The sequence below is a fragment of the Pseudomonas sp. NBRC 111133 genome (assembly GCF_001320605.1).
In the GTDB taxonomy this organism is placed as follows: Bacteria; Pseudomonadota; Gammaproteobacteria; order Pseudomonadales; family Pseudomonadaceae; genus Aquipseudomonas; species Aquipseudomonas monteilii.
Window position 1 is genome coordinate 21,768 of sequence record NZ_BCBJ01000042.1, and the last position, 19,387, is coordinate 41,154.

Sequence of the window (19,387 nt, forward strand, 5' to 3'; positions counted from 1 at the left end):
CACGCGCTAGTGCATATGGCTGTTCCCATTTCTTAGCTATCTTCAAAGCCCGAGGTCAGGATTGCCACACGCCAAGCACGGATTGCGCCTGGATCTACGAACACTCATTCTGGTGCTCTGCGCCCTTACGGCCCTGGTCATGCTGTGCGCCAGCTATTTCGCCAGCTACCGCGTGCAGCGGCAGCTGCTGATCGACCACGCCCTGGAAGCCAACCGGGTGTATGCGACGAAACTGGCGGCCATCACCGAGACCTTCATCGGCAACGCCTTGCAGCAGCTTTCATTCAGCGCCGGCGTGCAGGGCCACCAGTTGAGCGACGCGGCAGCACTGCAGGTGGAGACCGACCGTGTACTGGGCCAGAGCATGGCCTTCAACTCCACGTTCGTGATCGATGCCAACGGCGTGCTGCTGGCGATTTCCCCAGCCTCGCTACGCCACTTTGTCGGCACCCGCATGCAGTCGCCGGGTGTGCAGGAAGCCCTGCACGAACGCCGCCCTCTGGTTTCCACACCCTACCTGTCGGCGGCCAACAACCTGGTGGTGGTGTTGTCGCACCCCATTTTCGACAGCAACGGCCGTTACCTCGGGTACGTGGGTGGCAGCCTGTACCTGCGAGAACGCAACATCCTCAACAGCCTGCTGGGCGAGCACTTCTACAAGGACGGCTCGTACCTGTATGTGGTTGACCGCAACCGTCGCCTGCTCTACCACCCCAACAGCCAACGGGTAGGCACCGTGGTGGAAGGCAACGCGCTGGTCGACCAACTGGCAACACTGGACAGCGGTACCCGGCAACTGACGAACAGCCTGGGCGTGGAAATGCTGGCCGGGTACGCTACCGTGCCCAGCGCCGCCTGGGGCGTGGTGGCGCAGCAGCCGCTGGCACAGACCGTAACGCCGCTGAGCCACCTGATTCTCAACGTAATCGGCACCTCCGCGCCCTTTGCGCTGGTGGGCAGCCTGCTGCTGTGGTGGCTGGCCCTGACCATTGCCCGACCACTCTGGCAACTGGCCGCCGGCGCCCGTTCGATGGACCGTGCCGGTACAGCCGAACGCTTGCACCGGGTACCCGCCTGGTACTTCGAGGCGGCCGAGCTCAAGCGTGCGCTGTTGTTCGGGCTGAACCTGCTGCAAGAACGCATCGGCAGGCTTGACCGTGATGCCCAGACCGACCCGCTGACCGGCCTGGGCAACCGCCGCAGCCTGGAACTTAGCCTGTCGTTGCTGGAAGCCGAAGGGCGGGCATTTGCGGCCATCGCGCTGGACATCGACCATTTCAAGCGGGTCAATGACAGCCATGGGCACGAGATCGGTGACCAATTGCTGCGCCAGCTGGCCGAGCTGATGCGCCGGTGTTGCCGCGAAGGGGACCTGCTGTGCCGCACCGGCGGCGAAGAGTTTCTGATGATGCTGCCGGGGGCCAGCCTGGAGGTGGCCGCTGTGGTGGCTGAGCGGTTGCGGGTTACCGTGCAGGATACGCCGCTGGAACCTGTGGGGGCGGTGACCATTTCGCTGGGGGTGGCGCGCTGGGGTGGCGAGGCAGGCGGAGAGCCTGTGGAAACACTGAGCGAGGCTGACCGGGCGCTTTACCGGGCCAAACAGGAGGGGCGCAATCGGGTGGTCATCGCCTGACCTGTGAGGCGGCAAAGATGAAACATGCAGTTGTAACAATGTCTGTCATAAAAATGTCGTGTTCCCGTCATAGGATTGACCTCAACCTGACATTTTCACTTCATGGATGAGCGTCTCATGCGTCGTGTGGTTTTCAATCAGAAAGGGGGCGTCGGCAAATCCAGCATCGCCTGCAACCTTGCGGCTGCCAGTGCCGCGGAAGGCTACCGGACATTGCTGGTCGACCTCGACCCACAAGCCAATGCCACCTACTACCTGACCGGCCTGGTGAACGACGACATTCCAGCCGGCATCGCCGACTTCTTCCGCCAGACCTTGTCACCGGTCACGGCCGCCGGCAAGAAGCACCGCGTGGCAATCACCGACACCCGCTACAGCAACCTGCACCTGGTCACCGCCAGCCCCGACCTCAGCGACCTGCAAAGCAAGCTGGAGAGCAAGTTCAAGATCAACAAGCTGCGCAAGCTGTTGGTGGAACTGGGCGAGGACTACGAACGGATCTATATCGACACCCCGCCAGCGCTGAATTTTTACACCTTCAGTGCGCTGGTGGCGGCCGAGCGTCTGCTTATCCCGTTCGATTGCGACAGTTTCTCGCGCCAGGCCCTGCACTGTGTCATGGCCGAGGTCGAGGAACTGCGCCAGGACCACAACCCGGCGTTGCAGGTAGAAGGCGTGGTCGTCAACCAGTTCGCCGGGCGTACTGCACTGCACCAGACCCTGGTCGACCAGTTGCGCGGCGAAGGCATGCCGGTGTTGCCGGTGTACCTGAGCAGTTCGATCAAGATGCGTGAATCGCACCAGGCGTCGGTGCCGTTGGTGCACCTGGCACCACGGCACAAACTGGCGATGGAGTTTGTCGATTTGCTGGATGTGCTGGAGCGGGCCGCCTGACAGACCTTGGGGGCTGCTTTGCAGCCCCAAAAACTCGCAGCAAAAGACCTACCCGACCATTCATCCGAATGGTAGATTCCTCGCCATGAAAACCACCCGACACATACGCACGCTGACGGCCTGGACGCTATACGCCAGCGTCCTGTTCAGCCTGCTGCTGTGCGGCCTGCACCATGGCCAGATGGGCGGGCTGCGCCTGGCCGGGCTGGAGGGCGGCTTCTGCTCGGTGAACAGCGAACACGGCGTGGCCATCGACCTGGACGGCGCCGGCGGTGACCAGCACATGGCCCAGCTGGACTGCCCGGTGTGTTCCTCGTTCGGCCTGGCGGTACCGCTCAGCAGCGGCGGCTGGTCGTTCACCGCGACGCAAGCCGTGGCCACCTCGCCCATCGTCGTGCGCAGCTGGGCACAACCGCCGCCGCGCTACCAACGCCCCGCCCTCAATCCCCGCGCCTCCCCCGCCGTCTTCCCCGCAGCCATACCTCATTACGCCTGACATCAGCCGGGTGCGGGTGCGCCTGCGCGCGCGCTCGCCGTCAGCCATGACCTTTGCGTGGAAGACACACAAACATGCTTCGCAAGACCTCTCTGGTGCTCCTCATGGGCACCTGCAGCTTCGCCTGCGCCGAAATCGCCCCCGTTGAACTGGGCGCCACCACCATCGACGGCGAACGCGATGCCGCCAGCGGTGTGCAACTGGACGAACCGATCCGCACCGGCTCGCGCCTGGGCCTCACCGCACGGGAAACACCCGCCTCGGTCAGCGTCTCGGACCGCCGCCTGATCGAAGAACGCGGCGCCAAGGACAGCCAGGACGTGATCAACGCCATGACCGGCGTGAACGCCTCGGCCAACCCAGGCTTTGGCGGCTTCGTGGCCTACCGTGGCTTTACCCAGAACCAGGTCACCCAGTTGTACAACGGCATCAACCTGGGCTACAGCAGCGCCACCCGGCCAGTGGACGCCTGGGTACTCGACCGCGTCGAGCTGATTGGCGGGCCGTCTTCATTCCTGCATGGTGCCGGTGCCGTGGGCGGTTCGATCAACTACATCACCAAACTCGCCAGCCGCGACCAGCAGACCATTGACGGGCGTATCCGCTATGGCAGTTTCGACGACAGCGAGGTGGCGTTCGGAATCAACCAGGCGCTGGCCAGCAACCCCGCTGACGCCCGCCATTTCATGCGCCTGGACTTCAGCCGCGGCCAGGGCAACGGTTACGTCGACCGCAACGAACGGCACACCGACAGCCTGGCCTTTTCGCTGCTCAGCGACCTGGCCCCCAACCTCACCCACACCCTGGCGCTGGAGTACCAGGAAGACCGCGAAGACAGCCCCTACTGGGGTTCGCCGATCCTGCCGGGGCGCAGCACGATGAAGATCGACAACAGCCGCCGCTTCGAAAACTACAACGTCGCTGACGGCCGCTATGAGCAGCGCGTACGCTGGCTGCGCTCGATCCTCGACTACCAGGTCAGCGACAGCACCAGCGTGCAAAACACGCTGTACCACTACAACGCCCAACGCGACTACCGCAACCTTGAACGCTATGCCTACACCCCCACCGGCCAGGTGCGACGCAGCAGCCCTTACCTGCAGCGCCACGACCAGAACCTGCTGGGCGACCGCATCGAGCTGCGTCACGACAACCAGCTGTTCGGCCTGGCCAGCCAGTGGTCATTGGGGCTTGAATACTCACGCATGCGCCAGACTCTCTACCCCACTTCCGGCAGCTGGAGCGACGTGGTCGATGCCGAGCACTTCAACCCTGGCAGTTTCGATGACATCCCCGGGGTGAATGCCGGCCTGACCAAACAACGTCGCCACGAGGTGACCAACCGTGCGGTGTTTGCCGAAAACCGCCTGCAACTCACCGAGCGCCTGGCCCTGCTGACCGCCTTGCGCTACGACTACCTGGACATGGAAGTCGCCAACTACGGCGCCGTGACGCCCACCTCGCCGGCCTAGTTCGAACGGCGCTGGGAGCCGCTGTCCGGGCGTATCGGCCTGACCTATGCACTGACGCCTTCGGCCAGCCTGTATGCGCAATACAGCACCTCGGCCGACCTGCCCGCCGGCTCGCTGGCAGCCGCGACTTACTCCAATGTGGGGTTGTTCGACCTGTCCAAGGGCGAGCAATGGGAAGTGGGCAGCAAGTTCGACTTCCTCGACGGGCGCGGTGCGGCCACCCTGGCGCTGTATCAGATCGTGCGCAAGGACTTTGCCGTGCGCGACTCGAACGACGCCAACCTCACGGTCCAGGCCGGGCAGCAGACTTCACGCGGGGTGGAGCTGTCCGGGCGCCTGCAGGTAACGCCAAAACTGCTGGCCGAAGCCAACTACGCCTACGTCGATGCGCAGTACGACGAATTCAACGAGGCCGTCAACGGGGTATCGGTCTCGCGTAAGGGCAATGCACCAACCAACGTACCGGCCAATGTCGCCAACCTGTGGCTGACCTACAGCCTGTCGTCGGCGTGGTCGGTGGGCGCGGACGGGCGCTACGTGGGTTCGGTGTATGCCGACAACGCCAACAGCCTCAAGGCCCCGGCCTACACGCTGTTCGGCGCGTTTGCCCGCTACCGGCTGGACGAGCACACCACGCTGACCGGGCGGGTGCGTAATCTGACCGACGAGGTGTATGCCAAGCAGGCCTACAACAGCCAGTACTACATGGGGCCGCCGCGCACCTTCGAGCTGGCGTTGGACATGCACTTCTGAGCCAATGGTCTGTCTTGCATGAACATCCCGGCCTGAATTGGCTCTTGTGTGCGGCCTTGCGAACCACTCGCGGTTGATTCAGGTATCCCGAGGTCGCCCTCGACAAAGCACGCTCCAGCGCCCGGCGATCTACTGGCAAGCACAACAATGAGGGCGCGGCCCGACCGCGCCACGTTCATCATGCCTGCCAATGGAACCGGAGAGCACTCGCATGTCCGCACCTCATGAGGTATCCCCCGCCACCCTGCGCAGGGTGATCGCCGCCTCAGCCATCGGCAATTTCGTCGAGTGGTTCGACTTCGCCGTCTATGGCTTTCTCGCCACCTTGATCGCCAGTCAGTTCTTTGCCAGCGAAGACGCCGGCGTGGCCTTGCTCAAGACCTTTGCAGTCTTTGCCGTGGCCTTTGCCCTGCGCCCGCTGGGCGGGATCGTGTTCGGCGCGCTGGGCGACCGCCTGGGGCGCAAGCGCATCCTGTCGCTGACCATTTTGCTGATGGCAGGCTCCACCACCCTGATCGGCCTGCTGCCGACCTACGCCAGCATCGGCTTGGCCGCCCCTGCGTTGCTGACCTTGGCGCGCTGCCTGCAGGGTTTTTCTGCCGGCGGCGAGTATGCCGGGGCCTGCGCGTACCTGATGGAGCATGCGCCCAACGACAAGCGCGCCTTCTATGGCAGCTTCGTGCCGGTCTCGACCTTTTCTGCCTTTGCCTGTGCAGCGGTCATTGCCTATGGCCTGGAGGCCAGCCTGTCGAGCGAGGCGATGAATGCCTGGGGCTGGCGCATTCCGTTCCTGATCGCCGCTCCGCTGGGGCTGGTCGGTTTGTACCTGCGCTGGCGCATGGAAGAAACCCCGGCGTTCCGTGAAGCCATCGCCCAGGGCAAAGCGCACGAGCATTCGCCGCTCAAGGAAACCCTGCGCAATCATGGCCGGGCCATTCGCAACCTGGGGGCGTTCATTTCGCTGACTGCGCTGTCGTTCTACATGTTCACCACCTACTTCGCCACCTACCTGCAACTGGTGGGCAACCTGACCCGCGCGCAATCGCTGCTGGTGACCACCGTGGCGCTGCTGTTCGCCGCCGTCGGCTGCCCGTTGGCCGGGGCGTTCTCGGACCGGGTGGGGCGACGCAAGACCATCGCTTTTACCTGCCTGTGGGTGATGCTGTGCGTGTTCCCGGCGTACTGGCTGGCCAGTTCGGGCTCGATGTCCGGCGCGCTGATCGGGGTGATCCTGCTGGCGCTAGGGGCGTTGTGCAGTGGTGTGGTTACCGCAGCGCTGCTGTCGGAAAGTTTCCCTACCCGCACCCGCTATACCGCTTCGGCAATTACCTACAACGTGGCCTACACCCTGTTTGGCGGTACGGCGCCGCTGGTGGCAACCTGGCTGATCGGGCAGACCGGCAGCAGCCTGGCACCGGCCTTTTACCTGGTGGTGATTGCGCTGGTGGCGTTGGTGGGGGGGTTGGCGTTGCCGGAGACTTCACGGATTTCGTTGCATGATGAAGTGGGAGCCGACCGCGTGCAGCCTGAAGCCCGTAGTACCGTTTGAGATATGTGGGGCTGCTTTGCAGCCCCAAATTTTCAGCCTTCCTGCACCTCTTCACGCCGATACGCCCACTGATACAACGCCGGCAACACCAGCAACGTCAAAGCAGTCGAAGACAGAATCCCGCCAATCACCACCGTCGCCAGCGGCCGCTGAACCTCCGCCCCGGTCCCGGTCGCCAAGGCCATCGGAATGAACCCCAGCGACGCCACCAGCGCGGTCATCAAGACTGGCCGCAAGCGCGTCAGCGCGCCCTCTTCCACGGCCGCCCGCAGGGTACGCCCTTCTTCGCGCAACCCACGGATAAAGGCAATCATCACCAGCCCGTTGAGCACCGCCACGCCTGACAGCGCAATGAACCCCACACCCGCCGAGATGGACAGCGGAATGTCCCGCAACCACAGCGCCAGCACCCCGCCGGTCAAGGCAAACGGGATGCCGGTGAACACCAGCAGGCCATCCCTGAGGTTGTTGAACATCATCAGCAACAGCGCCATGACCAGCAGCAATGCCACCGGCACCACCACCTGCAAGCGCTCGGCCGCCGACTGCAGCTGCTCGAACTGGCCACCCCAGCGCGTCCAGTAGCCCGGTGGGATCTGAACCTGGCCAATAAGTGTCTGTTCAGCCTCTTCGACAAACGAGCCCAGGTCGCGCTCACGCACGTTGGCACTGACCACCACCACGCGCTTGCCATCCTCGCGGCTGACCTGGTTCGGCCCCAGTTGCAGGTTCAGCGTGGCCACCTGCGACAGCGGAATAAACCCGATTTGCGCAGCGCCGGCTGTGGCACTGGCCGGCACCGGAATCAGCAGGCTGCCCAACCCGTCCACATCGGTGCGCAAGGTTTCGGGCAGGCGCACCACCATGTCGAAGCGGCGGTCACCTTCATACAGCGTGCCTGCCGTGCGCCCCCCTACGGCGATGGCGATGGCGTCCTGCACGTCACCCACGTTCAGGCCATGGCGGGCGGCCTTGTCACGGTCGATGTCGATGGTCAGCACGGGCAGGCCGGTGGTCTGCTCAACCTTCACCTCAGACGCACCCGGCACGCGCTGCAGGCTGCTGGCGATTTGCGCGGCGGTGCGGTTGAGCACGTCCATGTCGTCTCCGAACAGCTTTACCGCCACATCGCTGCGCACCCCGGAAATCAGCTCGTTAAAGCGCAACTGGATCGGCTGCGACAGCTCGTAGTTGCTGCCCGGTACGCTGGCCGCCGCACGTTGTACTTCGGCAATCAGCTCGTTACGCGGCTTGCCCGGGTCCACCCACTGCTCGCGTGGGCGCAACATCACGTAGGCGTCGGAAATGTTCGGGGGCATCGGGTCGGAGGCGATCTCGGCGGTGCCGGTGCGGGCAAACACCCGCTCCACTTCCGGCACCTGGGCGATGATCGCCTGCTCCAGGCGCTGTTGCATGTCCACCGACTGCGACAGGCTTGTACCCGGCACGCGAAGGGCCTGCAAGGCAAAGTCGCCCTCGCTGAGGCTGGGGATGAACTCGCTGCCCATGCGGCTGGCCATTACACCGGACAACAGCACCAGAGTGGCCGCTGCGGTAAACGCCAGCTTGCGCCGGCCCAGCACCCAGGCCAGCACCGGGGCATAACGCTGGCGCGCCGTGCGCATCACCAGGCCTTCTTCTTCCTTGACCTTGCCGGTGACGAACAGGGCGATGGCCGCCGGCACAAAGGTGACCGAGAGAATCATCGCACCCAGCAGGGCCATGACCACGGTAAAGGCCATGGGGTGGAACATCTTGCCCTCGACCCCGGTCAGGGCAAAGATCGGCAAATAAACCACCATGATGATCAATTGCCCGTAGATCAGCGGCCGGCGCGCTTCGCGGGCGGCGGCAAACACCTCATGGAAGCGCTCGCTGCGGGTCAGCATGCGGCCATGGCGTTGCTGGGCGTGGGCCAGGCGGCGGATGGCGTTTTCCACGATCACCACGGCGCCATCGACGATGATGCCGAAGTCCAGCGCGCCCAGGCTCATCAGGTTGGCGCTGACCTTGTTGCTGAACATGCCGGTGAAGGTGAACAGCATCGACAGTGGGATGACCATGGCAGTGATCAGCGCAGCGCGGATGTTGCCCAGGAACAGGAACAGCACGGCGATGACGAGAATGGCGCCTTCAACCAGGTTTTTCTTCACCGTGGCGATGGCTTTTTCCACCAGGTTGGTGCGGTCGTACACGATCACCGCCACCACGCCCTTGGGCAGGTTGCGGTTGATCTCGACCAGTTTGGCGGCAACTGCCTGTGACACTGTGCGGCTGTTTTCACCGATCAGCATGAACACCGTGCCCAACACTACTTCACGGCCGTTCTCGGTGGCCGCGCCCGAACGCAACTCTTCACCCAGGCCAACCTCGGCCACATGGCTGACGCGGATCGGCGTGCCGTCCACGCTGGATATGACGATATTGGCGATGTCTTCGGCCGAGGCCACCTGGCCCGGCGCCCGGATCAGCAACTGCTCGCCATTGCGTTCGATGTAACCGGCACCCACGTTGGCGTTGTTGCGCTCCAGCGCGCCGATCAGGTCGTTGAGGGTGAGCTTGTAGGCCGCCAGCCGCTTGGGCTCCGGTGCAATCAGGTACTGCTTGGCATGGCCGCCGATGCTGTTCACTTCGGCCACCCCCGGCACATTGCGCAGCTGCGGCTTGATGATCCAGTCCTGGATCACCCGCAGGTCGGTAGGTGTGTAGGGCGTGCCATCCTCCTTCAGGGCGCCCTGTTCGGCTTCCACGGTCCACAGGAAGATCTCGCCCAAGCCGGTGGAAATTGGCCCCATGCCCGCCTCAATACCCTCGGGCAACTGCTCGCGGGCCACTTGCAGACGCTCGTTGACCAGCTGGCGGGCGAAGAACAGGTCGGTGCCGTCATCGAAAATGACCGTGACCTGCGACAGGCCCGAGCGCGACAGCGAACGGGTCTGCTTCAGCCCTGGCAGGCCCGCCATGGCCGTCTCGATGGCAAAGGTAATGCGCTGCTCGGTTTCCAGCGGCGAGTAGCCGGGTGCGGCGGTGTTGATCTGCACCTGGACGTTGGTGATGTCCGGTACAGCGTCGATCGGCAGTTTCTGGTAGCTGTGGATACCCACCGCGGCCATCAGGACCACGGCCAGCATCACCACCAGGCGCTGCTCGATGGCGAATTGGATCAGGCGTTCGAACATGCAGGCGTCCCCGTGATCAGTGGCTGTGCTCGGCCGAGCCTTTGCCCAGTTCCGACTTGAGGACAAAGCTGCCGGCGGCGGCCACCTGGGTACCGGCGGCAAGACCGTCAATGATTTCTACCTGGCCAGCGTCGCGTCGGCCGGTTTTCACCGGGCGAGCCTCGAAACCTTCTTCAGTGCGGGCAAACACAACGGTTTGCTCTTCCCAAGTTTGCAGGGCATTTTCCGACACCACGACAGCAGCATTGAAGCGTTCGACGCTGACAGCCACATTGACGAACAACCCGGGGCGCCAGGCGCCGTTGGGGTTGGTCAGGGTGGCACGCACAGTGGCGGCACGGTTCTGCTCGCCAAGCAGGCTGCCAACGTAGTTGACCTTGCCCTCGACCTGGGCACCCAGGTCCGGTGCGCTGACCGTGACATTGCGGCCGGTCACCACCTTGTCCAGGTCACGCGGGGCCACGGCGAAGGTAGCCCACACCCGGCTCAGGTCAGACAACGTGAACGCATTGCTGGTCTCATCGACCACTTCGCCCACGGTCAGGTGCTTTTCCACCACCACCGCATCGAACGGGGCGCGCAGCTCATAGCGGTTGCCAGCGCCAGCCGGGCCCACGGCGGCGACCTTCTGCCGGGCGTTGGCCAAGGCGATCTCGGCCTCCTGCAACGCCTGGCGTGCCTGCAGGTAATCCTGTTCGGCGCTGATGCGTTCCTGCCACAGCTGCTGTTCGCGCTGGAAGGTCAGGCGCGCCAATTCCAGGCGGCGCTGGGCGGCCTGCTGCTCGCTGCGCAGGTCCGAAATCTGCTGGCTGGCGATCACCGCCAGTACCTGCCCGCGCTTGACCGCCTGGCCCAGCTCTGCCTGCACCGCCTCGACCACGCCGGGTACACGCGGCACCACGTGGGCCGTACGGTCTTCGTCGAAGCGGATTTCCCCCGGAAAACTGATAGCGGTACCCAGTGCCTGAGGGCCGGCGGTAACCAACTGCACACCGGCGGCCTCGATCTGGGCGATGGACAGGTGCAACTGGCCCTCTTCTTCGCCGTGGCCCTCCTCTTCGTGGCCTTCGCCGGCTTTCTCGGTGCCATGGCCGTGGTCGTCTTCGCCGTGGTCATCGTGCCGGGCTTCTGTTTTCGACGCCTGGCCGAGGTTGCCGGTCCAGGCCAGGCCGCCCAGCCCGAGCGCGGCCATAGCGGCAACCAGAAGGGCTATCTTGCGTGGGTTAGTCATTGTTGCTCCTGCTGTTCAAGGGGGTGCTCAGGCCATCGATGTCGCCATAGATCCGCTCGACCTGCGCCCGTGCATCGGTCGCCGAGGCCAGTGCTTCGAGGTACAGCCCGCGTGCCTCGATCAGCGTGCGCTGGGCGTCAAGCACATCGAGGAAGGCGAACTTGCCCATCTCGAAGCCACGGGTGGCGGTGTCCACGGCCTGCTGCGCAGCCGGCAGAATGGTGCGGTCGTAGGCGTCCACCTCCTGCATCGCCGTGTGCCACTGGCTGACAGCGCTACGGGTTTCACTGCGCAGGCGCAGCTCCACGGCGTTACGCAAGTCACGCGCCTGGTCGGCGCGGCGTGCGGCTGACATCACGTTGCCCTGGTTGCGGTCGAACAATGGCAAGGGCATCGACAGACCGACCACGTTGACGCGTTCGCGGTCCTCGCGGCTGTACTGGCTGCCGAGGCTGACGGTGAGGTTGGGAATGCGCTGGGCCTTTTCCGATCCCAAGGCGGCTTCACCACGCTCGACCTGGGCGGCGGCCAGGCGCCATTCGACCGTTTGCTCGATCCGGTCGAGCAAGGTGTCGGCCCTGGGCGCAACGCCAGGTGAAAGGTTGGCGGCCTGCAACCGGTCGAAACCTGCCAACGGGCTGCCGGTCAGGCGTGCCAAGGCCTGGTAGGCCACACCGCGCTGGGTTTGCGCGCGCCGCACTTCGGCCTGGGCCTGGGCCAGTTGCACCTGGGCACGGGTGGCCTCTACGGGTGATGACTGGCCAGCGGTGACGCGCCCCTGTACCACCCGCAACCCACGCTCGGTCAATGCCTGCGACTGCTGCGCCAGTTCCAGCGCGGTCTGCGCCCGCAAGGCGGCATGGAAGGCCTGCACCACATCAGCCCGCAGGCCATTGCGCTGGCGCTCCAGGTCGAGTTGGGCAATGGCCTGGCCGGCACCGGCCACCGCAATACGTGCGCCGCGCTTGCCGCCCAGTTCCAGCGGCTGGCTGAGGGTGACGGTGGTGGTGCTAGTGTCGCGGCGAGTGTCTTCGACCTCCCAGGACAACTCAGGGTTGGGGATCAACCCTGCCTGGCGCCGCTCGCCGTCGGCAATGCCGACTTCGCGGCCGGCGGCGGCCAGTTCCGGGTTCTGGGCAAAGGCGGCGGCAAGCGCCTGGGGCAGGCTCAGGCTCTGGCTGGCCTGGGCGCTGGTGGCGCTGGCCAGCAACAGGCAGAGCAAGGCGATCTTGCGGGGGATGGGCACGAACAAATCCTCGTCGACGCGTGTAGGCGAGGGACTGTAAAAAGCCGTGCTTATCGAGGCGGTGTCGGGAACATTACAATTTTGTAAGGTTTGGCTGCGTTCGATAATCGCCCACTTTCCCGGTGCGACGGTTTCGCCCAATTGACGGAACTAACCAGTCAGTACAAAACTACGCGCATCCAACAACAACAAAGCGACGCCCGTCATGAAGCCCCTCATTCTTGTGCTCAACGGCCCTAACCTGAACATGCTGGGCACCCGCGAGCCTGCCCAATATGGCCACGAAACCCTTGCGGATCTGGCGCAAAGCTGTGCCGATACTGCCCATGCCCACGGCCTGGAACTCGAATTCCGGCAAACCAACCACGAAGGCGAACTGATCGACTGGATTCACGCCGCCCGCAACCGCTGCGCCGGTATCGTGATAAACCCCGGCGCCTGGACCCACACCTCGGTGGCCATCCGCGACGCCCTGGTGGCCAGCGAACTGCCAGTCATCGAAGTGCACTTGTCCAACGTGCACAAGCGTGAGCCGTTCCGTCACCTGTCGTTCGTATCGTCCATCGCCGTCGGTGTCATCTGCGGCCTGGGCAGCCATGGCTACCGCATGGCCCTCAGCCACTTCGCCGAACTGTTCCAGGAGCGCACGGCATGAGCCAGCACGCCATCCTCGCCGGCCTGATCGGCCGTGGCATCCAGCTGTCGCGTACCCCTGCCCTGCACGAACACGAAGGTGATGCCCAGGCTTTACGCTACTTGTATCGGCTGATCGACGCCGACCAGTTGCAGCTGGACGACAGCGCCCTGCCCGGCCTGCTCGATGCCGCGCAGCACACCGGCTTCACCGGGCTCAACATCACCTACCCGTTCAAACAGGCGATTTTGCCGCTGCTCGACGAGCTGTCGGACGAAGCCCGGGGCATCGGCGCGGTGAATACCGTGGTGCTCAAGGACGGCAAACGGGTCGGCCACAACACTGACTGCCTGGGCTTTGCCGAAGGCTTGCGCCGTGGCCTGCCCGACGTGGCACGCCGCCAGGTGGTGCAGATGGGTGCCGGCGGCGCCGGTTCGGCGGTGGCCCATGCCCTGCTGGGTGAAGGGGTCGAGCGGCTGGTGCTGTTCGAAGTGGACGCGGCCCGTGCGCAGGCACTGGTGGACAACCTGAATGCCCATTTCGGCGCAGGGCGCGCCGTGGTTGGCAGCGACCTGGCCACGGCTTTGGCCGAGGCAGACGGACTGGTCAATACCACGCCGGTGGGCATGGCCAAACTGCCAGGCACGCCGCTGCCGATCGAGCTGCTGCATGCGCGCTTGTGGGTGGCTGAGATCATCTACTTCCCGCTGGAAACCGAACTGCTGCGCGCGGCCCGGGCGCTGGGATGCCGCACGCTGGATGGCAGCAACATGGCGGTGTTCCAGGCGGTGAAGGCGTTCGAGCTGTTCAGCGGGCGCCAGGCGGATGCGGCACGGATGCAAGCGCACTTTGCCAGTTTTTCCTGACTGATCGGTGTTGGCTGCTTCGCGGGCTTGCCCGCTCCCACAGGTATTGCGCAAAATTCACTGATTGCGCATGTCCTGTGGGAGCGGGCAAGCTCGCGAAGAGGCCGGCACAGGGCCAGTCACCCTTTCTCATCCAGCAAAGCCTGTATCACCCGTTCCTGCCCGCCATAATCCCCTTCGCCAAAGTGCACATGGCGCACCTGCCCCTTGCGGTCGACAAAGTAATGCGCCGGCCAGAACTGGTTGCCCCAGGCATTCCACACGTCGTAATCGTTGTCCACCGCCACCGGATAACCGATCCCCAGCCCGGCCACCTTGTCCCGCAAAGTGCCTACATCATGCTCGTAGTCGTACTCCGGCGTATGCACGCCCACCACCACCAGCCCCTGGTCGGCATAGCGCCGCGCCCAGTCGTTCACATGCGGCAGGCTGCGCTGGCAGTTGATGCAGTCCCAGGTCCAGAAGTCCACCAGCACCACCTTGCCCTTGAGCGCCGGCCCATCCAGCGGTGTCGAGTTGATCCACTGGCTGGCCCCCGACAGCGACGGCATCGCACCGTAGCTGTCGCGGGCCATCAGGTGCCCGGCCAGACCAAGTCCCGTCAGTGCCAGGGCAATACCCCCCACCTTCAGCATCAGGCGGCGATCAATTCTCATGGCAACCGCCGGTGGCGTAGGTGCGGTACTGCACGCTTTGCTGCTGGCCCTTGGAGTCGAGGTAGTCCATGCGGGTGTTCACCAGGCCGCAGGCGTTGCTCTGGTCATCCTGCACCGAGAGCACTTTCCTCACATCCAGGTGGTCGCCGTAGCGGTACTGCATGGCACCGGCATCGCCCATGGGGGCGGTGGCGGCCTGGGCGGCGATAGCGCCGAAGCTGAGCACGGCGAACAGGCTGGCGCTGGCGAAGGTCTTGACGTTCATGGCATCTCTCCTGAGTAACACTTGGGTATGGGAAGTTGTGCTTCCCGGTCGAGAGCCATTTCACGCCTGCCAGGTATCCCGTATGTGTCGTCCGAGGCTGTGATGTGCTTCCTGCTGTATCTGTACAAGTGCCAGATACACTGCAATACAAAACCCGGCAGGCAAGCGCGAACGCGCTCGGTACACTGCGCCCACCCCCCTTTACACAGGAACGCTGCGCATGGAACACGTCGATCACATCCTGATCGTCGACGACGACCGCGAGATTCGCGAACTGGTCGGCAACTACCTGAAGAAGAACGGCCTGCGCACCAGCATCGTCGCCGACGGCCGGCAGATGCGCGCCTTTCTGGAAGCCAACAGCGTCGACCTGATTGTGCTCGACATCATGATGCCCGGTGACGACGGCCTGCTGCTGTGCCGCGAGTTGCGCGCCGGCAAGCACCGCAACACCCCGGTGTTGATGCTCACCGCACGCAACGACGAAACCGACCGCATCATCGGCCTGGAAATGGGCGCCGACGACTACCTGACCAAACCGTTCTCCGCCCGCGAGCTGCTCGCCCGCATCAACGCCGTGCTGCGCCGCACGCGCATGCTGCCGCCCAACCTGACCATCAGCGAAAGCAGCCGCCTGCTGGGTTTCGGCCAGTGGCGCCTGGACACCACCGCGCGCCACCTGCTCGACAGCGAAGGCACCCTGGTGGCCCTTAGCGGCGCCGAGTACCGCCTGCTGAGGGTGTTCCTCGACCACCCTCAGCGGGTACTCAGCCGCGAACAGTTGCTCAACCTGACCCAAGGCCGCGAGGCCGACATTTTCGACCGCTCCATCGACCTGCTGGTCAGCCGCCTGCGCCAACGCCTGGGCGACGACGCCCGCGAGCCCAGTTGCATCAAGACCGTGCGCAGCGAGGGCTATGTGTTCTCGTTGCCCGTGCAACTGCTCGAGTCGCCATCATGAAGTGGCCACGCACCCTGGCATCACGCCTGGCGCTGATCTTCTTCACCGGCCTGGTGCTGGCGTACGGCCTTTCGTTCGGCTTGCAGGCCTACGAGCGCTACATCAGCAGCCGCTCGATGATGCTCACCAACCTGGAACAGGATGTGGCCACGTCGGTCGCCATCCTCGACCGCCTGCCCGCAGCCGAACGTGCCGCCTGGCTGCCACGCCTGGAGCGGCGTACCTACCGCTACCGCCTGGACCACGGCCTGACAGGCGAGGCGATGCCTAGCAGCGACCCGCCCATGGCCGCCGAGTCGATCGTGAAGGCCATTGGCAGCGACTACCGCCTGACCTTTCAGGAAATACCTGGGCCGAACGCGCACTTCCAGGCGCACCTGAGCCTGGCCGACGGTGCGCCGCTGACCATCGACGTGACCCCGTCGCCGGTCCCGGTGGCCCGCTGGCTGCCCGTGGTATTGCTGATTCAGCTGGCCGTGCTGCTGCTGTGCACCTGGCTGGCAGTGCGCCTGGCCATCGGCCCCCTCACCCGCCTGGCCCACGCCGTGGACAACCTCGACCCGGACAAACCCGGTGTGCAACTGGATGAAAGCGGCCCGCGCGAGGTGAAGTACGCCGCCGTGGCCTTCAACGCCTTGCAGGCGCGCATCGCCGCCCACCTCAAGGAGCGTATGCAACTGCTGGCAGCCATTTCTCACGACCTGCAAACGCCGATCACACGCATGAAGCTGCACGTTGAAGTGATGGACGATGGGGTCGAGAAAGACAAGCTGTGGAGCGACCTGGGTGAAATGGAGCACCTGGTGCGCGAAGGCGTGGCCTATGCCCGCAGCATGGACACCAGCACCGAAGCACCCTGCCGGGTCAACCTCGATGCCTTTCTTGATAGCCTGGTGTTCGACTACCAGGACAGCGGTGCCCAGGTCGAGCGCCACGGCAGCACGGGCAGCCTGCTGGAAACCCGCCCGCATGCACTGCGCCGGGTGCTGGTGAACCTGGTGGACAACGCCCTCAAGTTTGCCGGCACCGCCGAACTGGAGGTGTGCCGCGAGGGCGGCACGACCGTAATCCGTGTGCTCGACAACGGGCCAGGGATTCCCGGCGGCGAACTGGACGAAGTGCTCAAGCCGTTCTACCGGGTAGAGGGTTCACGCAATCGCAGTACGGGGGGTACCGGGCTGGGGTTGGCCATTGCCCACCAGTTGATCCAGGCGATGGGCGGCCGGCTGACCTTGAGCAACCGAGAACGTGGCGGATTGTGCGCGCAGATCGAACTGAAATGACTGGCTTTGGTGGGGGCGGGTGTCGCCTGAGGCTTCGGTACAAACCGATACACAACCCCATCACCCCCGACACACTGCAGATACTCCACCCCCACACACTCCCAGCCACATAACCTGATTCTGGGAGCCACTTGATGAAAGCACTTACTTTGGCCACCTTCGACCGCTTCGGCACCTGGAGCGCCGACCTGCCACTGCGGCTGTTCCTGGCTTGGGAGTTTTTTGAATCCGGCCTTGAGAAGTTCAATGGCAACAACTGGTTCGCCGACCTGCAAGGCCGCTTTCCGCTCCCCTTCAACCAGCTGCCCGCCGAACTGAACTGGCAGCTGTCGATGTGGGCCGAGCTGGTGCTGCCGTTGCTGCTGTTGCTGGGTCTGGGGACGCGGCTGGCATCGCTGGGGCTGATGGTGGTGACCGTGGTGGCAATTGCTGCGGTGCATTGGCCGGCACACTGGTCGAACCTGGCCGAGCTGGCGCAGGGGTATGCCATTACTGACCAGGGCTTTGGCAACTTCAAGTTGCCGCTGATTTATCTGGTGGCGTTACTGCCACTGCTGCTCAAAGGGGCTGGGCGGTTGAGCCTGGATCATTGGCTGCGGGTGCGCTTCAACAGGTGATATCGCCGAGGCTGCTTTGCAGCCCATCGCCGGCAAGCCAGCTCCCACAAAGAGCACCTTGCACCGAGCCTGTGGGAGCTGGCTTGCCGGCGATGGGGCGCAAAGCGCCCCCAAGGCCCTCAAACTGTTCCGACAATGACACCCTGTTCGCGCAACCCCGCCAGCAATGCCAGCCCCTGCTGCGCATCCCCTCCCAACGCCTCCAGGCGCGCCCGTCCGGTACCCTGCTCCAGCGCCAGCAACCGATAGGCCATCGGCGCCAGGCGGGCAAAGCGCACCGTCAACGCAGCATCGCGATACACCAGCAGCAACGTCGGTGCCTCGGGCGCAACCGTTGGCTGATAATCCACCCCAATGCGCTCTACCGGCCACTGATAAGCCAGCACCCGCGCCACGCAGGACAACAACGGCACCCCGTCCAGCAAATCGCCTGCCGGGTCATGGGCCGGGTCCTCGGCATCGCTCAAATACAACTGCGCCTCGACCCACTCATAGTGCGCCAGCTCCAACTGCCAGGGCGCATCCAGCTCGACGCCTTGCAGATAATCGACAAACGCTTCGGCAATCTCGGTAAACAAGGGCGTCTGGCTACGGTAGTTGGCATAGAAAGCTCGCACGCGGGCATGCCAACGCTGTTCACCCAACGCCTGACGCATCACCGGGAAGCTGCCCGCCAGGAGGCCCTCGATAGCGCCATAGAACAACTCGCGGTAAACCTTCAGACGTCGCGCCTCCACGCCCGGCGGCGGTGCGTTGCGTTGCGGGTCGCGCACGTGACGGGCCAAGGTGTATTGCTGCTCGCGCAACATCTCATTCATCACGCTGCCCTCCCGACGCCAGTTGCACGCTGCGGATACGCGCCGTCTCGGCCAACAGTTCGGCCAGCGGGGGATAGTTGAAATCCCGTTCGAGCACGGTCGGCTGCACGCCAAAGCGCACACAAGCGAGGGTGTACAACGCCCACACATCTTCCTTTACCGGCGCCCCATGGGTGTCGACCTTCAGGTCCGGTGCTTCATCGTAATGGCCGGCTATGTGCATGCCGGTCACCCGGGCCTGGGGCAAGCCTTCAAGAAAGGCCCGGGCTTCGTAGCCGTGGTTGCAGGCATTGACGAAAACGTTGTTGACGTCCAGCAGCAAGTCGCAATCGGCTTCATCGAGTACCGCACGGATAAAATCAAGCTCGCTCATCGCCTGATAAGGCGCGGCGTAGTAGCTGATGTTTTCCACGGCAATACGCCGGCCCAATTGCTCCTGCGCCTGGCGTATGCGCGCAGCCACATGGTGCACGGCTTCGTCGGTGAACGGTATGGGCATCAGGTCGTACAGGTGCCCGTCGTCACTGCAATAGCTCAAGTGCTCACTGTACAGGCGTACCTGGTGGCGATCGAGAAAATGGCGGGTCTGATCGAGAAAATGCAGGTCGAGTGGCTCACTGCCGCCCAGCGACAACGACAGCCCGTGGCAAGTTATGGGAAAGCGCTCGGCCAACTGGGCCAGGCCCTTGCCGTAGGCGCCGCCAACCGCTATCCAGTTTTCCGGCGCGCATTCAAGAAAGTCCACTGCACCAGCGTCCATCGTTAGCAGTTCCGGCAACAGGCCACGGCGCAAGCCAAGCCCGGTGTTCAACGTCGCAGCACGCATAAACAGGT

General features: G+C 64.2%; 16 protein-coding genes and 1 pseudogene. 10 read left to right on the forward strand and 7 right to left on the reverse strand.

Annotated elements, in window-relative coordinates:
- Positions 1 to 61 precede the first annotated feature (61 nt).
- The 5 genes and pseudogenes from APH36_RS08280 (at position 62) to APH36_RS08300 (ending at position 6,797) form a co-directional block, all read left to right on the forward strand.
- Positions 62 to 1,633 carry a sensor domain-containing diguanylate cyclase gene (locus tag APH36_RS08280; RefSeq protein ID WP_060498235.1) on the forward strand — a complete coding sequence of 524 codons (1,572 nt, stop codon included), beginning with the start codon at positions 62 to 64 and terminating at the stop codon, positions 1,631 to 1,633.
- Between the two features lie 117 nt (positions 1,634 to 1,750).
- Positions 1,751 to 2,527, forward strand: a complete 777-nt coding sequence (locus APH36_RS08285) for a ParA family protein (RefSeq protein ID WP_060498236.1) — start codon at positions 1,751 to 1,753, stop codon at positions 2,525 to 2,527.
- An 85-nt stretch (positions 2,528 to 2,612) separates the two neighbouring features.
- The gene (locus tag APH36_RS08290) at positions 2,613 to 3,023 is read left to right on the forward strand and encodes a DUF2946 family protein (protein ID WP_060498237.1); all 411 of its coding nucleotides are present in this window, start codon (positions 2,613 to 2,615) and stop codon (positions 3,021 to 3,023) included.
- Between the two features lie 74 nt (positions 3,024 to 3,097).
- A pseudogene (locus tag APH36_RS08295) lies at positions 3,098 to 5,248 on the forward strand (TonB-dependent receptor).
- Between the two features lie 211 nt (positions 5,249 to 5,459).
- On the forward strand, positions 5,460 to 6,797 hold the full coding sequence (locus tag APH36_RS08300) for an MFS transporter (protein ID WP_060498238.1): 1,338 nt from the start codon (positions 5,460 to 5,462) through the stop codon (positions 6,795 to 6,797).
- Positions 6,798 to 6,829: 32 nt separating this feature from the next.
- Here the strand turns inward: APH36_RS08300 and APH36_RS08305 are convergent, their stop codons facing one another.
- Genes APH36_RS08305 through APH36_RS08315 form a run of 3 tightly spaced genes read right to left on the reverse strand, consistent with a single transcriptional unit; the run spans position 6,830 to position 12,453 of the window.
- Positions 6,830 to 9,976: an efflux RND transporter permease subunit gene (locus APH36_RS08305; protein ID WP_060498239.1), complete on the reverse strand. Its 3,147-nt coding sequence runs from the start codon at positions 9,974 to 9,976 to the stop codon at positions 6,830 to 6,832.
- Between the two features lie 16 nt (positions 9,977 to 9,992).
- Positions 9,993 to 11,207, reverse strand: coding sequence for an efflux RND transporter periplasmic adaptor subunit (locus APH36_RS08310; protein WP_060498240.1), 1,215 nt, complete (start codon positions 11,205 to 11,207; stop codon positions 9,993 to 9,995).
- Entirely contained in the window at positions 11,200 to 12,453 is a 1,254-nt protein-coding gene (locus APH36_RS08315) for a TolC family protein (protein WP_060498241.1), read from the reverse strand. Before APH36_RS08315 ends, APH36_RS08310 begins: the two co-directional genes overlap by 8 nt.
- 205 nt (positions 12,454 to 12,658) lie before the next feature.
- On the opposite strand from APH36_RS08315, the gene aroQ reads away from it, so the two are divergent.
- Together aroQ and APH36_RS08325 are read left to right on the forward strand one after the other, a co-directional pair.
- Positions 12,659 to 13,108 (forward strand): type II 3-dehydroquinate dehydratase, encoded by a 450-nt coding sequence (gene aroQ, locus APH36_RS08320; protein ID WP_016714675.1) that lies wholly within the window; start codon positions 12,659 to 12,661, stop codon positions 13,106 to 13,108.
- On the forward strand, positions 13,105 to 13,953 hold the full coding sequence (locus tag APH36_RS08325) for a shikimate dehydrogenase (RefSeq protein ID WP_060498242.1): 849 nt from the start codon (positions 13,105 to 13,107) through the stop codon (positions 13,951 to 13,953). The genes aroQ and APH36_RS08325 overlap by 4 nt, the downstream gene beginning before the upstream one ends.
- Positions 13,954 to 14,072: 119 nt before the next feature.
- Here APH36_RS08325 and APH36_RS08330 read toward each other — a convergent pair whose 3' ends face one another.
- Positions 14,073 to 14,588, reverse strand: a complete 516-nt coding sequence (locus tag APH36_RS08330; RefSeq protein ID WP_060498243.1) for a thioredoxin family protein — start codon at positions 14,586 to 14,588, stop codon at positions 14,073 to 14,075.
- A gap of 10 nt (positions 14,589 to 14,598) precedes the next feature.
- Entirely contained in the window at positions 14,599 to 14,874 is a 276-nt protein-coding gene (locus APH36_RS08335) for a DUF2790 domain-containing protein (protein WP_060498244.1), read from the reverse strand.
- Positions 14,875 to 15,094: 220 nt separating this feature from the next.
- Here APH36_RS08335 and APH36_RS08340 point away from each other — a divergent pair, with 220 nt between their 5' ends.
- The 3 genes from APH36_RS08340 (at position 15,095) to APH36_RS08350 (ending at position 17,735) form a co-directional block, all read left to right on the forward strand.
- Entirely contained in the window at positions 15,095 to 15,835 is a 741-nt protein-coding gene (locus tag APH36_RS08340; protein ID WP_003250463.1) for a response regulator, read from the forward strand.
- Complete coding sequence (locus APH36_RS08345) at positions 15,832 to 17,118, forward strand: HAMP domain-containing sensor histidine kinase (protein ID WP_060498245.1); 1,287 nt, start codon at positions 15,832 to 15,834, stop codon at positions 17,116 to 17,118. Before APH36_RS08340 ends, APH36_RS08345 begins: the two co-directional genes overlap by 4 nt.
- A gap of 134 nt (positions 17,119 to 17,252) precedes the next feature.
- Positions 17,253 to 17,735, forward strand: coding sequence for a DoxX family protein (locus APH36_RS08350; protein WP_060498246.1), 483 nt, complete (start codon positions 17,253 to 17,255; stop codon positions 17,733 to 17,735).
- A 119-nt stretch (positions 17,736 to 17,854) separates the two neighbouring features.
- Here the strand turns inward: APH36_RS08350 and APH36_RS08355 are convergent, their stop codons facing one another.
- Together APH36_RS08355 and APH36_RS08360 are read right to left on the reverse strand one after the other, a co-directional pair.
- Entirely contained in the window at positions 17,855 to 18,553 is a 699-nt protein-coding gene (locus APH36_RS08355) for a DUF2063 domain-containing protein (protein WP_060498247.1), read from the reverse strand.
- Positions 18,546 to 19,379, reverse strand: a complete 834-nt coding sequence (locus APH36_RS08360) for a DUF692 domain-containing protein (RefSeq protein WP_060498248.1) — start codon at positions 19,377 to 19,379, stop codon at positions 18,546 to 18,548. Before APH36_RS08360 ends, APH36_RS08355 begins: the two co-directional genes overlap by 8 nt.
- Between the last annotated feature and the right edge of the window lie 8 nt (positions 19,380 to 19,387).

Excerpts from the sequence above, each read along its gene's own strand:
- APH36_RS08285 (WP_060498236.1), top strand. The coding sequence starts at position 1,751 with ATGCGTCGTGTGGTTTTCAATCAGAAAGGGGGCGTCGGCAAATCCAGC.
- APH36_RS08290 (WP_060498237.1), top strand. The coding sequence starts at position 2,613 with ATGAAAACCACCCGACACATACGCACGCTGACGGCCTGGACGCTATAC.
- APH36_RS08300 (WP_060498238.1), top strand. The coding sequence starts at position 5,460 with ATGTCCGCACCTCATGAGGTATCCCCCGCCACCCTGCGCAGGGTGATC.
- APH36_RS08305 (WP_060498239.1), bottom strand. The coding sequence starts at position 9,976 with ATGTTCGAACGCCTGATCCAATTCGCCATCGAGCAGCGCCTGGTGGTG.
- APH36_RS08310 (WP_060498240.1), bottom strand. The coding sequence starts at position 11,207 with ATGACTAACCCACGCAAGATAGCCCTTCTGGTTGCCGCTATGGCCGCG.
- aroQ (WP_016714675.1), top strand. The coding sequence starts at position 12,659 with ATGAAGCCCCTCATTCTTGTGCTCAACGGCCCTAACCTGAACATGCTG.
- APH36_RS08325 (WP_060498242.1), top strand. The coding sequence starts at position 13,105 with ATGAGCCAGCACGCCATCCTCGCCGGCCTGATCGGCCGTGGCATCCAG.
- APH36_RS08330 (WP_060498243.1), bottom strand. The coding sequence starts at position 14,588 with ATGCTGAAGGTGGGGGGTATTGCCCTGGCACTGACGGGACTTGGTCTG.
- APH36_RS08335 (WP_060498244.1), bottom strand. The coding sequence starts at position 14,874 with ATGAACGTCAAGACCTTCGCCAGCGCCAGCCTGTTCGCCGTGCTCAGC.
- APH36_RS08340 (WP_003250463.1), top strand. The coding sequence starts at position 15,095 with ATGGAACACGTCGATCACATCCTGATCGTCGACGACGACCGCGAGATT.
- APH36_RS08345 (WP_060498245.1), top strand. The coding sequence starts at position 15,832 with ATGAAGTGGCCACGCACCCTGGCATCACGCCTGGCGCTGATCTTCTTC.
- APH36_RS08350 (WP_060498246.1), top strand. The coding sequence starts at position 17,253 with ATGAAAGCACTTACTTTGGCCACCTTCGACCGCTTCGGCACCTGGAGC.
- APH36_RS08355 (WP_060498247.1), bottom strand. The coding sequence starts at position 18,553 with ATGAATGAGATGTTGCGCGAGCAGCAATACACCTTGGCCCGTCACGTG.
- APH36_RS08360 (WP_060498248.1), bottom strand. The coding sequence starts at position 19,379 with ATGCGTGCTGCGACGTTGAACACCGGGCTTGGCTTGCGCCGTGGCCTG.